Raw genomic sequence first — 22,363 nt, 5'->3', positions numbered from 1 at the left:
GGGCGGACGCAGTGGGTGCGGGTTCGGTGGGTGCGGACGCGATGGGTGCGGACGCGGCGTGTGCCGGTTCGCCGGGCCCGGACCTTTCGCCCGAGGCCGAAAGCATAGGTCTGCGCGCCGGGCCCCGCAGACTCCGGCCCATGGACCCCGACCCCCGCGCCGCCTCCGGCCCCGCCCGCGTGCCCGCTCCCGCCGCCCGGCCGGGGCCGCCCGCCCGGAGCGCTGTGTCCCCGCTGGCGTACCCGCTGTCGCCCCCGCTCTCGTACCCGGGCTTCCGCTGGTTCCTGACCGGGCAGGCGGTGTCGCTGCTGGGCAGTGCGATGGCGCCGGTGGCCCTGGCCTTCGCGGTGCTGGACGGCTCGGGCGGTCGCCCCGGCGACCTCGGGGTGGTGCTGGCCGCCCGGATGCTGCCGATGCTGGCGTTGTTGGTGGTGGGCGGGGTGACCGCGGACCGGTTCCGGCGCCGGACCGTGCTGGTGGCGGCGAACCTGGGGTCGGCGGCCGCCCAAGGCGCGGTCGCCGGGCTGCTGTTGACCGGGCGCTACGCGCTGCCGTCGGTCGCCGGGCTGGAGGTGCTGGGCGGGGTGTGCGCGGCGTTCACCACGCCGGCGCTGCGCGGCCTGGTTCCGGAGGTGGTCGGCGCCGCGGCGCTGCGGCCGGCGAACGCGCTGTTGAGCACGGTGCGCAACGCCGCCAAGGTGCTGGGTCCGAGCCTGTCGGGCGGGCTGGTGGTGGCCGTCGGCAGCGGGCCGGCGATCGTCTGCGACGCGGTGAGCTTCGCGGTCGCCGCCGGGTGTCTGGCCCGGCTGCCGGGTGACGGGGCGCGGCCCGCGCGGGCGGCGGGGCCGGTGTGGGCGGCGGTGCGCGGCGGCTGGCGGGAGTTCGGGCGGGTCCGGTGGGCGGGGCCGGCGACCCTCTCGTTCTTCGTGATCAATCTGGTGCAGACCGGGACCTGGCAGATCCTGGGCCCGGCACTGACCGAGCGGACCGCCGGCCGGGCCGTCTGGGGGCTGGTGCTCAGCGCCCGGGGCGTCGGGCTGCTGGTGAGCGGGGCGGTGCTGTACCGGATGGCGGTCGGCCGGCTGCTGGCGTGGGGGCTGGCGGCGGGTGCGCTGGGGGCGGTGCCGCTGCTGGTGCTCGGCGCGCGGTGGGACGCGCCCTGGCTCATCGCGGGTGGCTTCGCCGCCGGGCTCGGGGTCTGCGTGACGGGCATCGCCTGGGACACCTCGCTCCAGGAGCACGTCCCGGCGCACGCGCTGTCCCGGGTCGCGGCCACCGGCGATCTGCTGGCGTACGCGGCGATCCCGGTGGGGCAGTTGTGGGTGGGGCCGTTGGCCCGGGCGTACGGCGGGTTCCGGGTGGTGGCGGCCGCCGGGGTGGTGTCCGCGGTCGCCGCGGTGCTGCCGCTGGCGTCGCGGGCGGTGCGGGGGCTGCGGCACGCCCGGCCGCCGGGGGACGGGGAGGCCCCGTGCCCGTGACGCCCGGCCGGTAGGGCCGGACGCCGCGGGCACGGGGCTCCGCGAGGGCTCAGAGCCACTCACCGAACCGGCGGATGTACCACCCCTTGACCCCCTGCGTGAGCAGGCAGTACGCCGCCAACGTCGCGGCCAGCCACGGGAAGTAGGCCAGCGGCAGCGCCTGCATGCCCAGCGCCCCGGCCAGCGGCGAGAACGGCAGCCACAGGCCGACGCCCATCACCAGTGCGGTCATCAGCAGCACCGGCCAGGTGGCGCGGGACTGCACGAACGGGATCCGGCGGGTCCGCAGCATGTGCACGACCAGGGTCTGGGTCAGCAGGCCCTCGACGAACCAGCCGGACTGGAACAGCGCCTGGTGGACCTCGCTGTTGGCGCCGAAGACGTACCACATCAGGGCGAAGGTGGTGACGTCGAAGATGGAGCTGGTCGGGCCGAGGACGAGCATGAAGCGGCGGATGCCCCGGGCGTCCCACTTGCGCGGGGTGCGCAGGTAGTCGGCGTCCATCCGGTCCCAGGGCGTGGCAAGTTGGGAGACGTCGTAGCAGAGGTTCTGCACGAGCAGCTGGAGTGCGAGCATCGGCTGGAACGGGATGAACGCCGAGGCGACGAGCACCGAGAAGACGTTGCCGAAGTTCGACGAGGCGGTCAGCTTCAGGTACTTGATGGTGTTGCCGAAGGTCAGCCGGCCGCGCAGCACGCCCTGGCCGAGGACGGTGAGGTCCTTCTCCAGCAGGATGATGTCGGCGGACTCCTTGGCGATGTCGACGGCGGTGTCGACGGAGATGCCGACGTCGGCGTCGCGCAGTGCGGCGGCGTCGTTGATGCCGTCGCCGAGGAACCCGACGGTGTGCCCGTCCGCCTGCAGCGCGCGCACGATCCGGGCCTTCTGCACCGGGTTGACCTTGGCGAACAGGGTCGCCGTGCGGGCCCGGTCGAGGAGTTCGAGGTCGTCGAGGGCGTCGATCTCGGCGCCGGTGACCGGGGTGCCGGGGTCGATGCCGACCTGCTCGCAGACCCGGGCGGCGACCAGTTCCCCGTCGCCGGTGACGACCTTGACCGCGACGCCGTTGTCGGCGAGCGCCCGCAGCGCCTCGGCGGCGTCCTGCTTCGGCGGGTCGAGGAAGGCGAGGAAGCCGATCAGGGTGAGCCCGGCCTCGTCCGCGACGGTGTAGGCGGCGGCGTCGTCCGCCGCGGCGTCGGGGTCGACCGGCAGGGTGCGGGTCGCCACCGCCAGCACCCGCAGGCCCTGCCGGCCGTGGTCCTCGGCGGTGCGCAGCACGGTGTCCCGCAGGGCGTCGGTGAGTGCGACGACGTCGCCGGCGTACGCCACGCCCTCGCAGCGGTCGAGGACCTCCTCCACCGCCCCCTTGGTGATCAGCAGGTGCTCGGCGGCGGGGCCGTCGAGGTCGTTGCGGCGCAGCACGACCGACATCCGGCGGCGCGCGAAGTCGAAGGGGATCTCGTCGACCAGCGTGAAGCGGGCGTCGACGACAACCTCCTCGGCCTCGTGCATCCGGTCGATGACGGCCTGGTCCATCAGGTTGCGCAGCCCGGTCTGGAAGTGGCTGTTGAGGTAGGCGAGTTCGAGGACCTCGCCGTCCGACCGGCCGTGCACGTCGAGGTAGCGGTCCAGCACGATCCGGTCCTCGGTGAGGGTGCCGGTCTTGTCGGTGCACAGCACGTCCATGGCGCCGAGGTTCTGGATGGCGTTGAGGTGCTTGACGACGACCTTGCGGCGGGAGAGCGCGACGGCGCCGCGCGCCAGGTTGGTGGTGACGACCATCGGCAGCATCTCGGGGGTGAGGCCGACCGCGACCGCCACCGCGAAGGTGAACGCCTCCGCCCAGTCGCCCTTGGTGAGCCCGTTGATGAGGAACACCACCGGGACCATCACCATCATGAAGCGGATCAGCAGGAAGCTGACCTTCTTCACGCCGGTGTCGAAGCTGGTCTCCGGGCGCTCGCCGGCCAGCGCACCGGCCATGGAGCCGAGGTAGGTGTCGGCGCCGACGGCGATGACGACGCCGGTGGCGCTGCCGGAGGTGACGGAGGTGCCGGTCAGGACGAGGTTGTCGGCCTCGACCGGGTCGTGGGTGGCGTCCTGGCCGCGGTCGGTGGCCGGTCGGGTGTCGGCCTTGGCGACCGGCAGCGACTCGCCGGACAGCGCGGCCTGACTGACCATCAGGTCCTTGGCGGTGAGCAGGCGCAGGTCGGCCGGGACGAGGTCGCCGGCGGCCAGCTTGACGACGTCGCCGGTGGCCACGTCGGCCATGGGGATCTCAAGGGTGGCCGGCAGCCGGCCGCGGCCGGCCCGGCGCTGCACCGCGGTGGTCGTGGTGACCAGGGCCCGCAGCGCGGCGGCCGCGCTGCCGGACCGGTACTCCTGCCAGAACCGCAGACCGGCGCTGATCAGCACCATCGCGCCGAGGATGGCGATCTTCGGGTCGAACGGCTCGGTGTCGGCGACCTGGAGCCACTGGCCGTACATCACGGCGACCAGGACGGCGAGCACCAGGATGAACGGGTTCCAGAACGCCCTGGCGAGCTGTGCGTACCAGCGCGGCGGGCGCTCCTGCGCGATGGCGTTGGCGCCGTCGCGCTCCCGCCGCAGCGCGGCCTCGCGGTGGGTGAGGCCGCTGGGGGTGCTGCCGAGGTCGTGCAGGACCTGCTCGGCGGGGCGGGCGCTGAACTCCGCGAGCCGGGCGGCGACGCGCCGGGTGCGCGTCTGCAGCTCGGCGGCCCGGCGCTCGCGGCGGGAGCTCCGGCCCGGCGGAGCGAGCGTCCCTCGGATGGGCGGCGTGGTCTTCGTGGTCATGGCGAAACCTCCTGACGCGCATGCGGGCAGGCCGGACCGACCGCCGTCGAACCACGGGATTCGAAGAACTCGGAGTTCCGGCGGAATTGTTTCCGGGCAGGCCGAAATGGCCGGTGCGCGCGGGCGCTGAGAATTACGGAAAAATACCGGGGAAAAAGCGTGCACCGGCAAAAAGGCAGCACGGAAGGGCCGTGGTGGAAATACGGTTCAGCCCGGTCCGACGGGCAGCACGAAGCGCCCGGGAATCACCGGTGAGTGCACACAGCAGTGCGGGGAACAGCCGCGATCACGCGGCGAACGGCGCGATCAGCAGAGAGCAGCGCTGCGGCAAGGACTTCCTTCGGGACTCATCCCGATCACCTCCTTGCTCGCGCGGACATCGCCGGACGCCCTCGACGAAGGCGGCCTCGGTGGCCCATCCTGCCATACGTTCCCGGATTTCCCGTCATCCTTTCGGCCGAGGCCGTCAATGCGCGGTGTGAGGTGCGTCGCGTGACTCGCGTCCGGGCCGTTCTCGATAAGCGGCGCGGGCCGCGGAAATTCCCTTTTCGCGTGCCGCGGTCCGGGCGGCCGAGTGGCCGGGAGAGGAATTGCGCGACGGGGCGGACGGGCGCACCCGGCGGCGTTCCCCGGAACGGGGCCGGGCGGCGCGGCCCCGGGCGGTTCCGATGGGCGGGCGCCCGGGCGGAAAACGAACCGGCACGGGCGCGGCCCCCACACAGCGCCGCGCCCGTGCCGTTGCGAACCACAGGTTCGCCCTCCCCCGAGTCCGGCGCCGTCAGGTACGCCGGTCCCGTAGGTCTCGTGCGTCCCGCGGGCGCCGCGTGTCCGGTCGGCGCCGTCCGTGCGGGACGGGGTGCCGTGCACCAACGGGCTTGGTACACAGCATTTCTGACGTTACGTCAGGCAACTTCTCCGATCCGGCCCACGGTACGGGGGGCCTCGTGGTGGATCGGGGTGTGCGCGCCGGTCAGCGGGGAGCCGGTGCCGCCGCGCCGGTTGGCGACGATCTCGGCGGCGATGGAGAGCGCGGTCTCCTCGGGCGTCCGGGCGCCCAGGTCCAGCCCTATCGGCGAGCGCAGGCGGTTCAGTTCGAGTTCGGTGAGTCCGACGTCCCGCAGCCGCTGCTGGCGGTCGAGGTGGGTGCGGCGGGAGCCCATCGCCCCGACGTAGGCGACCGGGAGCTTGAGCGCCCGTTCCAGCAGGGGGACGTCGAACTTGGCGTCGTGGGTGAGGACGCAGAGCACCGCGCGGGAGTCGAGGTCCTGGGAGTCGAGGTAGCGGTGCGGCCAGTCGACGACGATCTCGTCCGCGTCCGGGAAGCGGGTCCGGGTGGCGAAGACGGGGCGGGCGTCGCAGACGGTGACGTGGTAGTTGAGGAACTTGCCGACCCGCACCAGCGCGGACGCGAAGTCGATCGCCCCGAAGACGATCATGCGCGGGGCGGGCACGGAGGACTCGACGAGGAGGACCACCGGCTGACCGCACTGGGAGCCGTCCGCGCCGATCTCCAGCGTCGTGGTCCGGCCGGCGTCCAGCAGGGCCCGGGTCTCCTCGACCGCGGTGCGGTCCAGGGCGGGGTGGCCGCCGAGGCTGCCGGTGTGGCTGCCGTCGGGGCGCACCAGCAGGGCGCGGCCCAGCAGGTCGGCCGGCCCCTCGATGATCCGCGCGACCGCCGCCGCCTCACCCGAGGAGGCGGCGGCCAGCGCGGCGGCGAGCGGTGCGGCGTTGCTGTCCACCACGTCCCCCGCGGGGCCGCTGTCGGCGGCGGCGCCGGGGGCGCTCGCCCGTACCGGTGTGATGAAGATGTCGATGATCCCGCCGCAGGTCAGACCCACGGCGAAGGCATCCTCATCGCTGTAGCCGAAGCGCTCCAGGACCGACTGGCCGGTCTGCAACGCCTCCTGGCACAACTCGTAAACGGCTCCCTCCACGCATCCACCGGAGACCGACCCGATCGCCGTGCCGTCACTGTCGACGGCGAGCGCGGCGCCGGGCTGGCGAGGGGCGCTGCCGTTGGTGGCCACCACGGTGGCCACCGCGAACGTGCGTCCCTGCTCGACCCACCGGTTCAGCTCGTCGGCGATGTCCAGCATGTCGGTCTCCTTACGGGAGGGAGCCGGCGGGCGTTATTTGACGCCCAGCCACTGCTCGATCGGATGGAGCGAGAAGTAGACGAGGAAGATGCCGGTCAGCACCCACATGAAGGCACCGACCTCGCGCCACTTGCCCTGGGCCGCCTTGATGGCGGTGTAGGCGATGACGCCGGCACCGACGCCGGTGGTGATCTGGTAAGTGAACGGCATCAGGGCAACGGTAAGGAACACCGGGATCGAGGTCGCCCGGTCGCTCCAGTCCACGTGGCCGGCCACACTCATCATCATCGACCCGATGACGACCAGTGCCGCGGCGGCGACCTGGGCCGGCACGAGCTGGGTCACCGGCGTGAAGAAGAGGCAGGCCGCGAAGAGCAGGCCGGTGACCACGGAGGACAGGCCGGTCCGGGCGCCCTCGCCGACGCCACTGGCCGACTCGATGAAGACCGTCTGGCCGGAACCACCGGTCAGACCGCCGATCGCACCGCCCGCACCGTCGACGAACAGCGCCTTGGACAGGCCCGGCATCCGGCCCTTGTCGTCGGCGAGCTTCGCCTCGGTGCCGACACCGATGATCGTGGCCATGGCGTCGAAGAAGCCGGCCAGCACCAGGGTGAAGACGATCATGGTGACGCTGAGCGCCCCGATCGATCCCCAGCCGCCGAACTCCACGTGCCCGAAGAGTCCGAAGTCCGGCATGGAGACGGCACTGCCGTCCATCGTGGGGGACGTGCCGCCCCAGTCCTTGGCGGTCAGCCCGCCGAACTTGGTGGCGCCGATGGAGAGCGCGGAGCCGACGACGATGCCGATGAGGATGGCGCCGGGGATCTTGCGGGCCTGCAGCATGAAGATCAGCAGCAGGGTGACGCAGAAGAACAGGACCGGCCAGCCGGCCAGCTTGCCGTCGATGCCCAGGGTGACCGGGCTGCCCGGGTGTCCGATCCCCACGAACCCGGCCTTCACCAGGCCCAGGAGCGCGACGAACATGCCGATGCCCATGGTGATCGCGTGCTTCAGGGCGAGCGGGATGGCGTTCATGACCATCTCGCGGAGCCCGGTGACGACCAGGAGGCAGATGACGACGCCGTACATCACGCACATGCCCATGGCCTGCGGCCAGGTCATGTGCGGGACCACCTGCGTGGTGAGTGCCGCCGAGACGTTGAGGCCGGCGGCGAGGGCCAGCGGGACCTTGCCGACGAAGCCCATCAGCAGGGTGCAGACCGCGGCGCCAAACGCGGTGGCGGTGACCAGCGCGCCGTGGGCCAGGGTGTTGTTCTTGACGTCCTGAACCGAGCCCAGGATCACGGGGTTCAGCAGGAGGATGTAACACATCGCCATGAAGGTGGTGATGCCGCCGCGCGTCTCCCGCGCGAGGGATGACCCTCTTTCGGTGATGTGGAAGTACCGGTCGAGCCAGGAACGGCCGGCGGGCTGGCGTGAGCCGTCACCCGCGTCTTCCGCCGTGGTCCTCGGCTCCGTGGACTGCTGGGTCATGGTGCCTTACTCCCAAGGTTCATAGGGGCCCCCGCCGAGGCGGCGAGATTTGGGATGGATATTCGGCTGCACGACCCGGGGGACGGCCCGAGACGAACGGGTACTGACTGCATCGAGCTGCCGCAGGTCAGTCGGGGTGTGGTGCGACGTGGTGCTGGGTGATGCGGTGGTGCTGTGTGGTGCCGTGGTGCTGAATGGTGCGGTGGTGCTGTGTGGTGCGGGAAAGACTCCGGGCGGTGCGCTGAGGAGGACGGACAGGACACCCCTTGTTCGCGCACCGCCCGGAGGGTTTGGGGGCCTGGGGAGGCGGCCCCCAGGCGGTGCTCCGTTACGTGCCCGTCAGGTGCTCGGGACGTACCGGGGTCTTGTTGAGCTCCAACCCGGTCGCGTTCCGGATCGCCGCGAGGACGGCCGGAGTGGACGACAGGGTGGGGGCCTCGCCGATGCCGCGCAGCCCGTACGGGGCGTGCTCGTCGGCGAGTTCGAGCACGTCGACCGGGATGGTCGGGGTGTCGAGGATGGTGGGGATCAGGTAGTCCGTGAAGGAGGGGTTGCGCACCTTCGCCGTCTTGGGGTCGACGATGATCTCCTCCATCACCGCCACGCCCAGGCCCTGGGTGGTGCCACCCTGGATCTGGCCGACGACGGAGAGCGGGTTGAGCGCCTTGCCGACGTCCTGGGCGCAGGCCAGTTCGATGACCTTGACCAGGCCCAGTTCGGTGTCCACCTCGACCACCGCGCGGTGCGCGGCGAAGGAGTACTGGACGTGGCCGAAGCCCTGGCCGGTGGTGAGGTCGAACGCCTCGGTGGGCCGGTGCCGGAACTCCAGCTCCAGGTCGATCGCCTCGGTCTCCAGGACGTCGACGAGGTCGGCCAGGACCTCGCCGCCGTCGGTGACGACCTTGCCGCTCTCCAGGAGCAGTTCGGCGGTGGCCCACGCGGGGTGGTACGTGCCGAACTTGCGGCGGCCGAGCTCCAGGGCCTTCTCGCGGACGGCCTCGCAGGTGTTCTTCACCGCGCCGCCGGTCATGTACGTCTGCCGGGAGGCGGAGGTGGAACCGGCGGAGCCGACCTGGGTGTCGGCCGGGTGGATGGTGACCTGCTGGACGCCGAGCTCGGTGCGGGCGATCTGGGCGTGCACGGTGACGCCGCCCTGACCGACCTCCGCCATCGCGGTGTGCACGGTGGCCACCGCCTCGCCGGCGATGACCTCCAGGCGCACCCGGGCGGTGGAGTAGTCGTCGAAGCCCTCGGAGAAGCCGACGTTCTTGATGCCGACGGCGTAGCCGACGCCGCGGACGACGCCCTCGCCGTGGGTGGTGTTGGACAGGCCGCCGGGCAGCGCCCGGACGTCGGCACCCTCGCCGGCCGCCAGCCACTGCTGCTCGGGCGGCAGCGGCATCGCCTTGATCCGGCGCAGGAGTTCGGCGACCGGAGCGGGCGAGTCGACCTCCTGCCCGGTGGGCATGAGCGTGCCCTGCTCCATGGCGTTGAGCTGCCGGAACTCGACCGGGTCCATGCCGAGCTTGGCGGCGAGCTTGTCCATCTGCGCCTCGTAGGCGAAGCACGCCTGGACCGCGCCGAAGCCGCGCATCGCGCCGCACGGCGGGTTGTTGGAGTAGAGGGCGATCGCCTCGATCTCCACGTCGTCGATGATGTACGGGCCGGCCGCGAGCGAGGAGGCGTTGCCGACGACGGCCGGGGAGGCCGACGCGTAGGCGCCGCCGTCCAGCACGATCCGGCACTTCATGTGGGTGAGCTTGCCGTCCTTGGTGGCGCCGTGCTCGTACCAGAGCTTGGCCGGGTGCCGGTGGACGTGCCCGAAGAACGACTCGAACCGGTTGTAGACGATCTTGACCGGCTTGTCGGTGCGCAGCGCCAGCAGGCAGGCGTGGACCTGCATCGACAGGTCCTCGCGGCCGCCGAAGGCGCCGCCGACGCCGGACAGCGTCATCCGCACCTTCTCCTCGGGCAGGCCGAGGACCGGGGCGATCTGGCGGAGGTCGGAGTGCAGCCACTGGGTGGCGACGTAGAGGTCGACGCCGCCGTCCTCACCGGGCACCGCGAGGCCGGACTCCGGGCCGAGGAACGCCTGGTCCTGCATGCCGAAGACGTACTCGCCGGAGACGATGACGTCGGCCTTCTTTGCGGCCTCGGTGGCGTCGCCGCGGACGATCGGCTGGCGGTGGACGATGTTGGGGTGCGGGACGTGCCCGATGTGGTGGTCGTCGCGCCCCTCGTGGATCAGCGGCGCGTCCGCGGCCAGCGCACTGGCCTCGTCGGTGACCAGCGGCAGCTGCTTGTACTCGATCTTGATCTTGGCGGCCGCGCGGCGCGCGGTCTCCGGGTGGTCGGCGGCGACCAGCGCCACCGGCTCGCCGTGGTGCCGCACCTTGCCGTGCGCGAGAACCGGCGTGTCCTGGATCTCCAGGCCGTAGTTCTTCACCTCGGTGGGCAGGTCGTCGTAGGTGAGGACGGCGTAGACACCGGAGGTCGCGAGCGCCTCGGCGGTGTCGATGGAGACGATCTCGGCGTGCGCCTCGGTGGAGCGGAGCGTGAAGCCCCACAGCATGTCCTCGTGCCACATGTCCGAGGAGTAGGCGAACTCGCCGGTCACCTTCAAGGTGCCGTCCGGGCGGAGCGTGGACGCGCCGATACCGGCGTCGGTCTTGCCGCCCTGGGTGAGGTTGGTGGGTGTACGGGTGGCACCAGCCATGATCAGGCCCCCTGTCCCGCGGTCTGGTTCTCGCCGCGGGCGGCCGCCAGCCGGACCGCGTCGAGGATCTTCTCGTAACCCGTGCAGCGGCACAGGTTGCCCGACAGCGCCTCGCGGATGTCGGAGTCCGACGGCGAGGCGTTGCGCTCCAACAACTCGTCGGCGGCGACCAGCAGGCCCGGGGTGCAGAATCCGCACTGGACCGCGCCGGCGTCGATGAACGCCTGCTGGATCGGAGCCAGTTCGCCGTTCTCGCCGGTCCGCGAGGCGGCCGGCTTGGACTGCCACTGCTGGGCGTCCTGCAAGCTCGTCCCGCAGGCCCCGGAGGCGCAGCCGCCGTGCTCGGCGCGCTGCTTGGCGAAGTCGGCCAGGCCCTCGACGGTCACCACCTCACGGCCCTCGACCTGCCCGGCCGCGACCAGGCAGGAGCACACCGGCACCCCGTCCAGGCGGACCGTGCAGGAGCCGCACTCGCCCTGCTCGCAGGCGTTCTTCGAGCCCGGCAGGCCCATCCGCTCGCGGAGGACGTACAGCAGGCTCTCGCCTTCCCAGACGTCGTCGGCCTCTTGCTTGCGGCCGTTGACGGTGAAGTTCACGCGCACTGTGCGCCTCCCTTGGTGCCATGGGCGTTGCCCCGGTAGGACTCCCAGGTCCAGCCGAGGGTGCGGCGCGCCATGATGCCCACCGCGTGCCGGCGGTACTTGGCGCTGCCGCGCACGTCGTCGATCGGGTTGCAGGCCCCCGAGGCGAGCTGCGCGAACTGCTTGGCGACGGACGGCGGGATCGGGGCGCCCGACTCCCAGAAGCCACCCTCGTCCAGCGCCGCGGCGAGGAACTGCTCGGCCTCCTTGGCCCGAATGGGGGTGGGTGCGGCCGAACCGATGCCGGTGCGGACCGTGCGGGTCTCGGGGTGCAGCGCGATGCCGAAGGCGCACACCGCGATGACCATCGCGTTGCGGGTGCCGACCTTGGAGAACTGCTGCGGGCCGTCGGCCTTGGGCAGGTGCACGGCGCGGATCAGCTCGTCCTGCTGGAGGGCGTTCCGCTTGACGCCGAGGTAGAACTCGTCGATCGGGATCATGCGGACCCCGCGCGCGGCGGACTCGACCTCGACCTCGCAGCCGGCGGAGAGCAGTGCGGGGTGGGCGTCACCGGCCGGCGAGGCGCAACCGAGGTTGCCGCCGACGCCGCCTCGGTTGCGGATCTGCGGGGAGGCGACGGTGTGCGACGCCAGGGCCAGGCCCGGCAGCTCGGCCCGCAGGTTCTCCATGATCTTGGTGTACGGGACGGACGCGCCCAGGCGTACGGTCTTCTCCCCGACCTCCCACTCACCCAGATCGGCGATCCGGTTCAGGTCGAGCAGGTACTCCGGGCGGCGGTGGTCGAAATTGATCTCGACCATCACGTCCGTACCGCCCGCGATGGGCACAGCGGTAGGGTGCTCTGCCTTGGCGGCGAGCGCCTCCTCCCAGCTGGCGGGGCGAAGGAAGTCCATGGTTGGCCTCTTCTACGAAATGGGGTCGTTCGCTGCTCATGGTCGGGACCTTCGGCCCTCGGCGCCATGGCGTCGTTCATGTCTTGTTAACGCGGTTGGGCTTAGTGAACGCGCTGCGGCCCCACCCGGTGCAGTCACCGAAACCATGAAGCGGTTGGCTGGCCACGCTGCCCGTCTTGTAGATTCGAACGAAAGACGAGGGATCAAAACCTCGCGGCATTCCACCGGCAACACGAGACAGCACAGAACGGCGGGCGAGGTCATGCGGCTCCGCGCACTCCTGGACACACATTCCCTGGGCCTCCAACTCCTGGGGGGCGAGGAAGAGCTGGACCGCACCGTCCGTGGCGTGATGACCACCGACCTGCGGGACCCCAGCCGGTACCTCTCCGGCGGCGAGCTGGTGCTCACCGGCCTGGCCTGGCGCCGGGAAGCCGAGGACTCCGAGCGGTTCGTCCGCATCCTGGCCTCCGCCGGCGTCGCCGGCCTCGCGGCCGGCGAGGCCGAGCTGGGCGCCATCCCCGACGACCTGGTGATGGCCTGCACCCGGCACCGGCTGCCGCTCTTCTCGGTGAACGAGACGGTCTCGTTCGCCTCGATCACCGAGCACGTGGTCCGCCAGGTCTCCAGCGAGCGGGCCGGCGACCTGGCCGCCGTGGTGGACCGCCACCGGCGGATGATGACCTCCGGCCCGGCCGGCGGCGGCCCCGAGGTGGTCCTGGACCTGCTCGGCTCCGACCTGGACCTGCGCGCCTGGGTGCTCTCCCCCATCGGCCGGCAGATCGCCGGCTCCAGCCTGGCCGGCGCCGGGCCGGAGCTGCCGGCGGAGCTCGCCGCCCGACTGGCCGGCGAGCACCTGGCGGCCGCCCGCAGCGGCCGCCGCGGCCCGCACCGGATCGGCCTGGCCGGCGCCACCTACTCACTCTTCCCGATCCGCTACGAGAGCCGTGACCTGCGGCAGACCCTGCTCAGCGACTGGCTGCTGGCCGTCGAGGCGGACGCCGGCGACTGGTCCGAGGAGCGGCTGGACCTGCTGCACGGCGTCACCCAGCTGATCGCCGTCGAACGGGACCGCCGGGACGCCGCCCGCACGGTCCGCCGCCGGCTCGCCCAGGAGGTCCTGGAGCTGGTCCAGACGGGCGCGCCGCCGGCCGAGATCGCCGCCCGGCTGCGGGTGGCCGCGCCGGTGCTGCTGCCCGGCCTGGGTGCCGCCCCGCACTGGCAGATCGTGGTGGCCCGGGTCGAGTGGGAGGGCGGCGACGTGCCCGGTGGCCCGGTGGCTCAGAGCCTGCTGGAGGAGGTGCTGGTCGACCCCGGCACCTTCGGGCCCGAGCCGTCGGACCGGATCGCGGTGGCGCACACCGGCGACGAGGCGGTCGCGCTGGTGCCGCTGCCCGCCGTCGCGGAGGACTCCACCGAGGCCGCCATGACGGACGGCCTGCACGCCGACCACCTGCTGCGCGTCATCCAGGACCCGCTGGGCCGCGGCCTGGACGGCGACGGCCGGCTCACCATCGGCGTCAGCGCCTCCGTGCACTCCGCCGAGGGGCTGCGCGGCGCCCTGGAGGAGGCCCGGCACGCCCGGCGGGTCGCCGCCGCCCGCCCCGGCCGGGTTTGCGCCGCCGGCCACGAGGAGCTGGCCTCGCACGTCCTGCTGCTGCCGTTCGTCCCCGACGACGTCCGCCGGGCCTTCACCGCCCGGCTCCTGGACCCGCTGCGGGACTACGACCGCCGCCACCGCGCCGAGCTGATCCCCACGCTGGAGGCGTTCCTCGACTGCGACGGCTCCTGGACGCGCTGCGCGACCCGCCTGCACCTGCACGTCAACACCCTGCGCTACCGCGTGGGCCGGATCGAGCAGCTGACCGGCCGCGACCTCTCGCGCCTGGAGGACAAGTTGGACTTCTTCCTGGCGCTGCGGATGAGCTGACGCCCTCTCAAGACGGCGCCTCGTCGGGCCCGGTGCGACGCACGCACCGGGCCCGCCGCACGCCGCGCGACCGCCGCCGGCGGTACGCCGTCCGGGGTCCCCCGATCGGGCGGCGTCGCGTCAACGGCGTTGCCGCACCGGGCCGTCGCCCCGGCCCGCACCACGGCCGAACCACCGCACACCGGCCACCGATGCCACCCCGCGCGATTGTGAAATCTTTCACCCGCCCCCTTGGCCCGGCGACGGAATTCATGCTGAGATGCGCCCACAGCATCCTGCATTCCCGTCTCAATGGCGCGCTCGGGGAGGGCACTGTGGCGGATACCGCCATGTCCGGATCCGCGGATCCCGCGGATTCCATGAGGTCCGTGGATCAGGTACCGGTCCCGGCACCACGGCCGGCGTCCGCACCGTCGGCGGCCACCCCCGCCGGCGACGACCCCCTCGACCGCGCCGTGTGGCGGCTGCGCTCCCGCGGCTGCTGGCTCGACGCCGCCGCCCTCCTGGAGCCGCTCGCGGCCCGGCAGGCGCCCGCCGCCCTGCGCCGCGCCGCGCTGCTGGTCGAGCGCTGCATGTTCACCGCCACCGGCTGGGCCGAGGCGGAGGACGCCCTGCGCACCGCGGAGGCCCTGGCCGGCGGCGACGACGAACGCGGCGGCGCCGCCTGCGAACGCGGCCAACTCGCCTACACCTCCACGGTGTTGGGGGTCCGCGACCGCGCCGACGAGGCCCGCTCGGCGCTGGGTCGGGCCGCCGCGCTGCTCGCCCCCGGCACCGCCGGCCGCCCGCTGCTGGACTTCCGCCGCGGCCTGATGGCCGAGCACGTCGCCGACAGCCCCGACTCCGCCCGCGCCGCCTACCGCCGCGCGCACGCCGGCGCCACCGCCCACGGCGACGCCCTGCTGCTCTCCTTCACCTGGCGGCACCTGGCCGGACTGGCCCTGCGCGACGGGGAGTTGGCGGAGGCCCGGCACGGCTTCGCGGAGTCCCTGCGGATCCGCGAGGAGCTGGGCTTCCTGGTCGGCACCGCACCGGCGCTGGCGGCGCTGGCCGACGCCGCCCCGGAGGACGAGGCGCTCCGCCTGCGCACCGAGGCCGCCCGGCTGTTCCGGCTCATGGGCGGCGTCCCCACCTGGCTCGCCGGCCAGCTCCCGCCGCCCCCGCCGGAGGAGGCGGAGCCCCCGGTGGGGACCGCGGGGAGCTAGCCCCCCGTCCGGCGGATCGGCGCCGAGCCCGCGACCACGGCCACGGGCGGCAGAGCGGCCCGGGCTCCCAAGGCCGGCCCGGCTCCGTCCGTCGGAGGGCCGTCAACCACCCGACCTCGGCCATGCCGCGCCCCGGATCGAATGGCCGGAACCGGGCCCTGCAGGCGGCGGATCGGCCGGGCCCCGGTGGCTGCCGGTCGGCGGCCGGGCACCGAGCGGTCGGTAGCGCCGCGTCCCACCTGCCCCGAGAATGGCCACAAGTCGCACTGCGGCGCGGCGGCGCGGCCTGGATGCTGGTCCGCGTCCAGCTTCCCTCTGGCAGAGCCTTCAGGAGGCCCACCGTGGCAGGAGTGGCCCACACCGGCACCGGAACCGACTGGGGCAAGGCGCATTTCGAGGCGATCTACAACTGCCCCGATCCACGCCGGTACTACAGCACGCTGCAACCCTTGGAGTACCAGATCCCGCAGCACGGCCAGGCGGTGTTCCGCGCCCTGGCCGACGCCCTCCAGCGCCGCAGCGGCGGCACTGCCGGGCGTCCGCCGCTGCGCGTCGTCGACCTGTGCTGCTCGTACGGGGTCAACGCGGCGCTGTTCAACCACGAGGTGACCCTCGACGACCTCTACCGGCGCTACGCCGGCACCGGCCCGGACACCCCCGGCGGCGACCGGCTGGCCGAGGCGGACCGGGCCTTCTACGCGGCCCGGCGCCGGCCCGGAGCGGCCCGGATCACCGGCATCGACGCGGCGGAGCACGCGGTCGGCTACGCGGTGGCGGCCGGGCTGCTCGACCGCGGCTTCGCGGCGAACCTGGAGGACGAGGCCGCGGCCCCGGAGCTGTGCCGGGCGCTGGACGGCACCGAGCTGATCACCGTCACCGGCGGCGTCGGCTACATCACCGCACGCACCTTCGCCCGGCTCTTCGACTGCTTCTCCGCGCCGCCCTGGGTCGCCGCGTTCGTCCTGCGCACGGTGTCCTACCGGCCGGTCTCGACGCTGCTGGCGCGGGCCGGGCTGGTCACCGAGCGGCTCACCACCCGGACGTTCCGGCAGCGGCGGTTCGCCGACGAGGCCGAGCGGCGGGCGGCCGTCGAGGCACTGGCGCGCCGCGGACTGACCGTCGGCGGCAAGGAGGCCGACGGCTTCTACCACGCCGAGCTGTACGTCTCCCGGCCCGCCGCCGACGTCGCGGCGCTGCCCCTGGCGGAGTTGCTGCCCGCCTTCTGAGGCCGCCCGCCCCCGGCGAGTCCCCGGGCCGCGCCCGCGTCAGTGTCGGTGCCGGGCCGCCGACAGGTGCGCGCGGGCGATCCGCTCGACGACCCCGTGCTCCTGGGCGAGCAGCGCGTCGAGCAGGGCGGTGTGCTCGGAGGCGTCGGCCAGCAGGGCGGCCGTACCGGGCCGCCCCCCGCCGCCCGCCGCCCACTGCGCGCGGCGCAGCAGGTCACCGGTGACCTGGGTGAGCCGGCGGTTCCCGGTGAGCGCGATCAACGCCTGGTGGAAGGCGTGGTCGGCCTCGGCGTACCCGGCCCGGTCGCCGCGGGCGGCCGCCGCCACCCCGTCCTCGGCCAGCGGACGCAGCTCCTCCCAGCGCTCCGGGGGCACCGCCCGGGCCAGTCGGACGATGGCCGGCAGCTCCAGCATGGTGCGGACCTCGGAGAGCTCGGCGAGGTCGCGGGAGCTGCGCTCGCAGACCCGGAAGCCGCGGTTGGGCACGACCTCGACGGCGCCCTCCCCCGCGAGCTGCTGCATGGCCTCCCGGACCGGGGTCGCGGAGACGCCGTAGCGTTCGGCGAGGACCGGGGCGGAGTAGACCTCGCCGGGCAGCAGTTCCCCGGCGGTCAGCGCCCGGCGCAGCGCCGCCAGGACCTGGCCGCGCACCGAGTGCCGGCGCGGCCGCGGGCCGGGCGGCGCCGCGCCGGACCCGCCGGTCCCCGGGCCGGCGGCCCGGCCCCGCACACCGGTCGGCCCGCCGGTCGGCCCGCCGGAGACGGCCTGCGCGGGCAACCACACCCGGGTCTCCGGATGCGGCTCCGCTGTGCCCTGCTCCATGACGGTTCCTCCTGCTGACGGCTGCCAGCACCATAAGCGTCCGTCGCTCGGGTTCACACCTCAGCGGGCACGGGTAGAGATGTCGGATAAGGTAAGCCTTACCTGCCAACGATCGCGATTCGGTGGTCCCCCGCATGTCCCCTGCCGTTGCTGCCGCGCCCGCCGCCCCGCCCGCCGCCCACCCCGTGGCGGACGCCTACGCCCGGCTCGCCGAGGTGTTCCCGGACCTGCGGGTGACGCTCGCGGCCGCGTCCAGCCATCCGTCGCCCGAGGGTGACGGATGGCTGGACGCGGCCGCGCTGGCCTCGGCCGGGCCCGCGCTGGACGTCTTCCTCGCCGACGAGGCGGCCCGGATCACCCGGGACCACGGCCGGTCCGCCCGCCCCGACGTGGTCGCGAGCTTCGCGCTGCACCGCTACGCCTGGCCGGCCTGCCTGCTGATCACCGTCCCGTGGTTCCTGCACCGCCGGGTGCCGCACCTGTCCGCGGGCGATGTCCGCTTCCACCGCGAGCTGGGCCGGATGGCCGTACGCGCGGGCTCTTTCGGATGCCTCCCGGACGACCCCGCGGCGACCCTGCCCGGCGCCCGGGTGGTGCCGGACGAGGAGGCCCTGCGCGCCGAGCTCCGCGCCGCGGTCGCCGCCCACCTGGGGCCCGTGCTGGACGGTTTCCGCACCCGGATGCGGCGCGGCCCGCGGGCCCTGTGGGGCATGGCCTCCGACGAGATCGTCGAGGGGCTCTGGTACGTCGGGCACCTGCTGGGCGAGGAGCGGCGGGCCGTCAGCGAGCTGGCGCGGCTGCTGCCGGGGGCCACCGCCCCGTACGCGGCCGGCGCCGGCTTCCGCGAGCTGACCGGGCCGGACGGCGCGGCGCTGTCCACCCGCGACCGGGCCAGCTGCTGCATGTACTACACGCTGCGCCCCGAGGACACTTGCGTCACCTGCCCGCGCACCTGCGATGCGGAGCGCATCAGCCGCCTCACCGCAACCTCCTGACCCACCCACCACCCGCAGGAGTGACCGCGCTTCGCACGGAACTCCCCTGCGGAGCACGGAAGTTCGAACCCCTGGTCGCTCAACTGACCACTCCGGCACCCCTTGGCGTTCTCTTGCTCCGAAATCCCGTGCGGCCGGGTCCGGTTCCGCCAGGATGGCGCGCGCCTCGCGAATCCGCGTAAGCGCCGCAACCTGAGCAAGGGGTCCCGGAATGAGAATGACCGACATATCGCTGAATTGGCTGATTCCGGCTCTTCTGCTGCTCGCCGGGGTCATGACCGCCGCCGTCCTCCTGCTGCGCGGGCGCCGCGCGGACCGGCGGGCCGGCACCGACGACTCCTGGGAACGCAGCGAGGAGCGCCGCCGCCGCAAGGAGACCGTCTTCGCCTCCGCCTCCTACGTGCTGCTGTTCTGCTGTGCCGCGGTGGCTGCGGCACTGTCCTTCCACGGCCTGGTCGGCTTCGGCGTGCAGAACCTCGGGCTGACCGGCGGCTGGGAGTACCTGGTCCCGTTCGGGCTCGACGGTGCGGCGATGTTCTGCTCCGTCCTGGCGGTGCGCGAGGCCAGCCACGGCGATGCGGCGCTCGGCTCGCGGTTGCTGGTGTGGACGTTCGCCGGCGCCGCCGCGTGGTTCAACTGGGTGCACGCCCCGCGCGGCCTGGACCACGCCGGCGCACCGCAGTTCTTCGCCGGCATGTCCCTGTCCGCGGCGGTCCTCTTCGACCGGGCGCTGAAGCAGACCCGACGGGCGGCGCTGCGCGAGCAGGGCCTGGTGCCCCGGCCGCTGCCGCAGATCCGCATCGTGCGCTGGCTGCGGGCGCCCCGCGAGACCTTCGCGGCCTGGTCGCTGATGCTGCTGGAGGGCGTCCGCACCCTGGACGAGGCGGTCGAGGAGGTCCGCGAGGACAAGCGGGAGAAGGTACAGGGCCGGCTGCGCAGGCGGGAGCAGGACAGGCTCGAACGGGCCCGCATCAAGGCCCTCAACCGGCAGCACCGGTCGTGGGGCAGGGGCAAGGCACATCAGGTCGCCGTCACCGTGGGCGCACCGGCGGTGCCCGCGGCGCCCGCCACGGAGAAGGCCCCGTCGGCCGGCCCGGACCCCGCCGGGCCCGCCGACCCGGCCCCCCGAAACCCCGGCGAACCGGTCAAGCGGCCGCGCCCGGCCCTCAAGGCCGTGTCCGGCGCCGACGCGGACGGATCCGCGCCCGGTCGACGCGGCGCCGTGGACCTCACCACCGAGGACGAGACCCAGACGATCCCGCGACTGGACTCCCTGGAGGAGAAACTCGCCGAGATCGAGAGGCAGTTCGGCTGAACGCCGGCGGACCGCGCCGACCCCACCCCCGGCTCCGCGTCAGGCCGGTCCGCCGCCCAACTCGAACCACACGCACTTGCCGCCCCCCTCGGACCGGATGCCCCACGCGTCCGACAGGGCCCGCACCAGCATCAGCCCCCGCCCGGACGTCCCGTCAGCCGACGGCTCCCGCGGCTCGGGGCGACGCTCGGCACAGTCCCGCACCTCCACCCGCAGCCGGTCGGTGACCCACGCCGTGACCACCGCCCCGCCCTCGGTGTGCAGCAGGGCGTTGGTGATCAATTCGCTGGTCAGCAGCGCCGCCACCTCGGGGTCCGCCGGGGCCTCGCCGTCCGGCGGCACCCAGCGGCACAGTAACTCCCGCAGCTCCCTGCGGACTTCGCCGACGGCCTGGAGATCGGCCTGTCGCACCTTCCGTTCCAGCGCGCGGGTCGGCCGCTCCGCGACCGCCGCGCCCCCGCTCCCCCCGTCCGCTCGCCGCCGTCTGTTCCGACCCTCGCGTCGCACAGGCTGACGCATGCTCTCCCCCGCCCCCAACGAACCACCAGCGCTCTGCCTCGAACAGCCTCACGGTCAGCATTCCCATCGGGCCCGCCGCCATGCTTCCGCTTGGCCCCCGCCGGCGCACGCCCGGCGCACGGACCCCGGCGGGGCGGTCTGCGGCGCCCGCGCGGAACACGCCCTCACCACGCGTGGCGGGAAGGCGTTCCGCGACCGGCCGGAGCGCGCCGGTCCGCGGACCGGTCGGCCGGCCGGCCGCCGGGGCGCTGCGCCGCACCGAAGTGCCGCGCGCCGTACGGGAGTCCGGAGCCGCGCCGGCACCGACGGGCCGAACTCCCCCTGCGCCACGGCACTGCGTCCCGCGGGCGCTCACACCCGCGGGACGTTCCGGAGGTTGGACCGCGCCAACTGCACCATCCGGCCCACCCCGCCCGCCAGCACGATCTTCCCGGCGGAGAGCGCGAAGCCCGACACCATCTCGGCGCTGATCTTCGGCGGGATGGACAGCGCGTTGGGATCGGTGACGACGTCGACCAGCGCCGGCCCCTCGTGCCGGAACGCGTCGCGCAGCGCCCCGCGCACCTGCTTGGGCTTCTCCACCCGCACGCCGTACGCCCCGGCGGCCCGCGCGATCGCCGCGAAGTCGGGGTTGCGGTTGGTGGTGCCGTACGCCGGCAGTCCCGACACCATCATCTCCAACTCCACCATTCCCAAAGAGGAGTTGTTGAAGAGCACCACCTTCACCGGCAGGTCGTACTGGACCAGCGTCAGGAAGTCGCCCATCAGCATCGAGAAGCCGCCGTCCCCCGACATGGAGACGACCTGCCGGCCGCGGTCCATGAACTGCGCGCCGATCGCCTGCGGCAGCGCGTTGGCCATCGAGCCGTGGCTGAACGATCCGATCACCCGCCGGCTGCCGTTCGGCGTGAGGTACCGGGCCGCCCAGACGTTGCACATCCCGGTGTCCACGGTGAAGACCGCATCGGCGGCGGCCTCCTCGTCGAGCACCGAGGCCACGTACTCCGGGTGGATCGGCACGTGCTTCTCCACCTTGCGGGTGTACGCCTTGACCACCCCCTCCAGCGCGTCCGCATGCTTCTTCAACATCCGGTCCAGGAACGTGCGGTTGCCCTTCTCCCGCACCTTGGGGATCAGGCACCGCAGCGTCTCCCGGACGTCGCCCCACACGGCGAGGTCCAGTGCGGTGCGGCGGCCCAGGTGCTCGGGCCGCACGTCCACCTGGACGATCCGCACGTCGTCGGGGAGGAAGGCGCTGTACGGGAAGTCCGTGCCGAGCAGGATCAGCAGGTCGCACTCGTGGGTCGCCTCGTAGGCCGCGCCGTATCCCAGCAGCCCGCTCATCCCGACGTCGTACGGGTTGTCGTACTGGATCCACTCCTTGCCGCGCAGCGCGTGGCCCACGGGCGCCTTCACCCGCTCGGCGAACTCCATCACCTCGGCGTGCGCGCCCGCCGTCCCGCTGCCGCAGAACAGCGTGACCTTCGCGGCCTCGTCGACCATCCGGGCCAGGGCGTCGATCTCGTCGTCCCCGGGCCGCACCGACGGCCGGGAAGTGACCAAGGCGTGCTCGACGGCGCGTTCGGGCGCGGCTTCGGCGGCGACGTCCCCGGGCAGCGAGACGACCGCGACACCGCCCTGGCCCACGGCGTGCTGGATCGCGGTCTGCACCACCCGCGGCATCTGCCGGGGGTTGGAGATCAGTTCGCTGTAGTGGCTGCACTCGGCGAACAGCCGGTCCGGGTGGGTCTCCTGGAAGTAGCTGGTGCCGATCTCGCTGGACGGGATGTGCGAGGCCAGCGCGAGCACCGGGGCCATGGAGCGGTGCGCGTCGTAGAGCCCGTTGATCAGGTGGAGGTTCCCGGGCCCGCAGGATCCGGCGCAGGCCGCGAGCTTCCCGGTGAGCTGCGCCTCCGCGCCCGCGGCGAAGGCGGCGGCCTCCTCGTGCCGGACCTGGATCCAGTCGATGGCGGAGTTGCGGCGGATGGCGTCCACCACCGGGTTCAGGCTGTCCCCGACGACCCCGTAGAGCCGCCGGACCCCTGCCCGCACCAGGATGTCGATGAACTGCTCGGCTACGGTCTGCTTGGCCACGGGAAAAAGCCTCCTCGATCGGCGGGACGAACGGTCGTGCGGAGCGGACCGCGGGCGGGCGCGTGCGGGACGGCGGGGCGCGCAGGCGAGCGGCCGCCCGGGACCCGGTCCGCCTGGTTGCTCCTTCCCATGAACCCATGGGGGGACGCGGGGCGCCTCC

General features: G+C 73.4%; 15 protein-coding genes. 6 read left to right on the top strand and 9 right to left on the bottom strand.

What is annotated here, in order from left to right; all coding sequences use genetic code 11:
• Window positions 1-140 precede the first annotated feature (140 nt).
• Window positions 141-1,478 carry an MFS transporter gene (locus tag ACJ6WD_RS19720; RefSeq protein WP_407616255.1) on the top strand — a complete coding sequence of 446 codons (1,338 nt, stop codon included), beginning with the start codon at window positions 141-143 and terminating at the stop codon, window positions 1,476-1,478.
• A gap of 49 nt (window positions 1,479-1,527) precedes the next feature.
• Here the strand turns inward: ACJ6WD_RS19720 and mgtA are convergent, their stop codons facing one another.
• The 6 genes from mgtA to ACJ6WD_RS19690 form a co-directional block, all read right to left on the bottom strand.
• Window positions 1,528-4,293 (bottom strand): magnesium-translocating P-type ATPase, encoded by a 2,766-nt coding sequence (mgtA, locus tag ACJ6WD_RS19715; RefSeq protein WP_407616254.1) that lies wholly within the window; start codon window positions 4,291-4,293, stop codon window positions 1,528-1,530.
• Between the two features lie 902 nt (window positions 4,294-5,195).
• On the bottom strand, window positions 5,196-6,389 hold the full coding sequence (locus ACJ6WD_RS19710; protein WP_016574250.1) for an XdhC/CoxI family protein: 1,194 nt from the start codon (window positions 6,387-6,389) through the stop codon (window positions 5,196-5,198).
• 33 nt (window positions 6,390-6,422) lie between these two features.
• The gene (locus tag ACJ6WD_RS19705; RefSeq protein ID WP_233657919.1) at window positions 6,423-7,886 is read right to left on the bottom strand and encodes an NCS2 family permease; all 1,464 of its coding nucleotides are present in this window, start codon (window positions 7,884-7,886) and stop codon (window positions 6,423-6,425) included.
• 328 nt (window positions 7,887-8,214) lie between these two features.
• Window positions 8,215-10,602, bottom strand: a complete 2,388-nt coding sequence (locus ACJ6WD_RS19700; protein ID WP_016574248.1) for a xanthine dehydrogenase family protein molybdopterin-binding subunit — start codon at window positions 10,600-10,602, stop codon at window positions 8,215-8,217.
• A gap of 2 nt (window positions 10,603-10,604) precedes the next feature.
• Entirely contained in the window at window positions 10,605-11,204 is a 600-nt protein-coding gene (locus tag ACJ6WD_RS19695; RefSeq protein ID WP_016574247.1) for a (2Fe-2S)-binding protein, read from the bottom strand.
• Window positions 11,195-12,097 (bottom strand): xanthine dehydrogenase family protein subunit M, encoded by a 903-nt coding sequence (locus tag ACJ6WD_RS19690; RefSeq protein ID WP_233657918.1) that lies wholly within the window; start codon window positions 12,095-12,097, stop codon window positions 11,195-11,197. Before ACJ6WD_RS19690 ends, ACJ6WD_RS19695 begins: the two co-directional genes overlap by 10 nt.
• A 262-nt stretch (window positions 12,098-12,359) precedes the next feature.
• Between ACJ6WD_RS19690 and ACJ6WD_RS19685 the strand changes: the two genes are divergently transcribed.
• The 3 genes from ACJ6WD_RS19685 (at window position 12,360) to ACJ6WD_RS19675 (ending at window position 16,458) form a co-directional block, all read left to right on the top strand.
• On the top strand, window positions 12,360-14,027 hold the full coding sequence (locus ACJ6WD_RS19685; RefSeq protein WP_016574245.1) for a PucR family transcriptional regulator ligand-binding domain-containing protein: 1,668 nt from the start codon (window positions 12,360-12,362) through the stop codon (window positions 14,025-14,027).
• 359 nt (window positions 14,028-14,386) lie between these two features.
• A complete protein-coding gene (locus ACJ6WD_RS19680; protein WP_331246735.1) occupies window positions 14,387-15,232 on the top strand; it encodes a hypothetical protein in 846 nt (281 codons plus the stop codon).
• Between the two features lie 350 nt (window positions 15,233-15,582).
• Complete coding sequence (locus ACJ6WD_RS19675) at window positions 15,583-16,458, top strand: hypothetical protein (protein WP_374206799.1); 876 nt, start codon at window positions 15,583-15,585, stop codon at window positions 16,456-16,458.
• 39 nt (window positions 16,459-16,497) lie between these two features.
• Here the strand turns inward: ACJ6WD_RS19675 and ACJ6WD_RS19670 are convergent, their stop codons facing one another.
• On the bottom strand, window positions 16,498-17,280 hold the full coding sequence (locus tag ACJ6WD_RS19670; RefSeq protein WP_407616253.1) for a GntR family transcriptional regulator: 783 nt from the start codon (window positions 17,278-17,280) through the stop codon (window positions 16,498-16,500).
• Window positions 17,281-17,414: 134 nt separating this feature from the next.
• Between ACJ6WD_RS19670 and ACJ6WD_RS19665 the strand changes: the two genes are divergently transcribed.
• Window positions 17,415-18,275 (top strand): (2Fe-2S)-binding protein, encoded by an 861-nt coding sequence (locus tag ACJ6WD_RS19665; RefSeq protein ID WP_233657914.1) that lies wholly within the window; start codon window positions 17,415-17,417, stop codon window positions 18,273-18,275.
• Window positions 18,276-18,486: 211 nt separating this feature from the next.
• Window positions 18,487-19,590 (top strand): DUF2637 domain-containing protein, encoded by a 1,104-nt coding sequence (locus tag ACJ6WD_RS19660; RefSeq protein WP_376558336.1) that lies wholly within the window; start codon window positions 18,487-18,489, stop codon window positions 19,588-19,590.
• A 39-nt stretch (window positions 19,591-19,629) separates the two neighbouring features.
• On the opposite strand, the gene ACJ6WD_RS19655 is transcribed toward ACJ6WD_RS19660, so the two are convergent.
• Both ACJ6WD_RS19655 and ACJ6WD_RS19650 read right to left on the bottom strand, forming a co-directional pair.
• A complete protein-coding gene (locus tag ACJ6WD_RS19655) occupies window positions 19,630-20,001 on the bottom strand; it encodes an ATP-binding protein (protein WP_331246734.1) in 372 nt (123 codons plus the stop codon).
• 459 nt (window positions 20,002-20,460) lie between these two features.
• Window positions 20,461-22,203, bottom strand: a complete 1,743-nt coding sequence (locus ACJ6WD_RS19650) for a pyruvate dehydrogenase (protein ID WP_233657912.1) — start codon at window positions 22,201-22,203, stop codon at window positions 20,461-20,463.
• Window positions 22,204-22,363: the final 160 nt, after the last annotated feature.

The sequence above is a fragment of the Streptomyces sp. VTCC 41912 genome (genome assembly GCF_045799175.1).
In the GTDB taxonomy this organism is placed as follows: Bacteria; Actinomycetota; Actinomycetes; order Streptomycetales; family Streptomycetaceae; genus Streptomyces; species Streptomyces albulus_C.
The sequence above is the reverse complement of the archived record's forward strand: the minus strand, read 5'-3'. Positions and strand labels throughout refer to the sequence as shown.

Bases quoted from the DNA above. Each gene is read 5' to 3' on its own strand.
- mgtA (WP_407616254.1), bottom strand. From the start codon at position 4,293: ATGACCACGAAGACCACGCCGCCCATCCGAGGGACGCTCGCTCCGCCG.
- ACJ6WD_RS19685 (WP_016574245.1), top strand. From the start codon at position 12,360: ATGCGGCTCCGCGCACTCCTGGACACACATTCCCTGGGCCTCCAACTC.
- ACJ6WD_RS19705 (WP_233657919.1), bottom strand. From the start codon at position 7,886: ATGACCCAGCAGTCCACGGAGCCGAGGACCACGGCGGAAGACGCGGGT.
- ACJ6WD_RS19665 (WP_233657914.1), top strand. From the start codon at position 17,415: ATGTCCCCTGCCGTTGCTGCCGCGCCCGCCGCCCCGCCCGCCGCCCAC.
- ACJ6WD_RS19710 (WP_016574250.1), bottom strand. From the start codon at position 6,389: ATGCTGGACATCGCCGACGAGCTGAACCGGTGGGTCGAGCAGGGACGC.
- ACJ6WD_RS19670 (WP_407616253.1), bottom strand. From the start codon at position 17,280: ATGGAGCAGGGCACAGCGGAGCCGCATCCGGAGACCCGGGTGTGGTTG.
- ACJ6WD_RS19680 (WP_331246735.1), top strand. From the start codon at position 14,387: ATGAGGTCCGTGGATCAGGTACCGGTCCCGGCACCACGGCCGGCGTCC.
- ACJ6WD_RS19690 (WP_233657918.1), bottom strand. From the start codon at position 12,097: ATGGACTTCCTTCGCCCCGCCAGCTGGGAGGAGGCGCTCGCCGCCAAG.
- ACJ6WD_RS19700 (WP_016574248.1), bottom strand. From the start codon at position 10,602: ATGGCTGGTGCCACCCGTACACCCACCAACCTCACCCAGGGCGGCAAG.
- ACJ6WD_RS19660 (WP_376558336.1), top strand. From the start codon at position 18,487: ATGAGAATGACCGACATATCGCTGAATTGGCTGATTCCGGCTCTTCTG.
- ACJ6WD_RS19720 (WP_407616255.1), top strand. From the start codon at position 141: ATGGACCCCGACCCCCGCGCCGCCTCCGGCCCCGCCCGCGTGCCCGCT.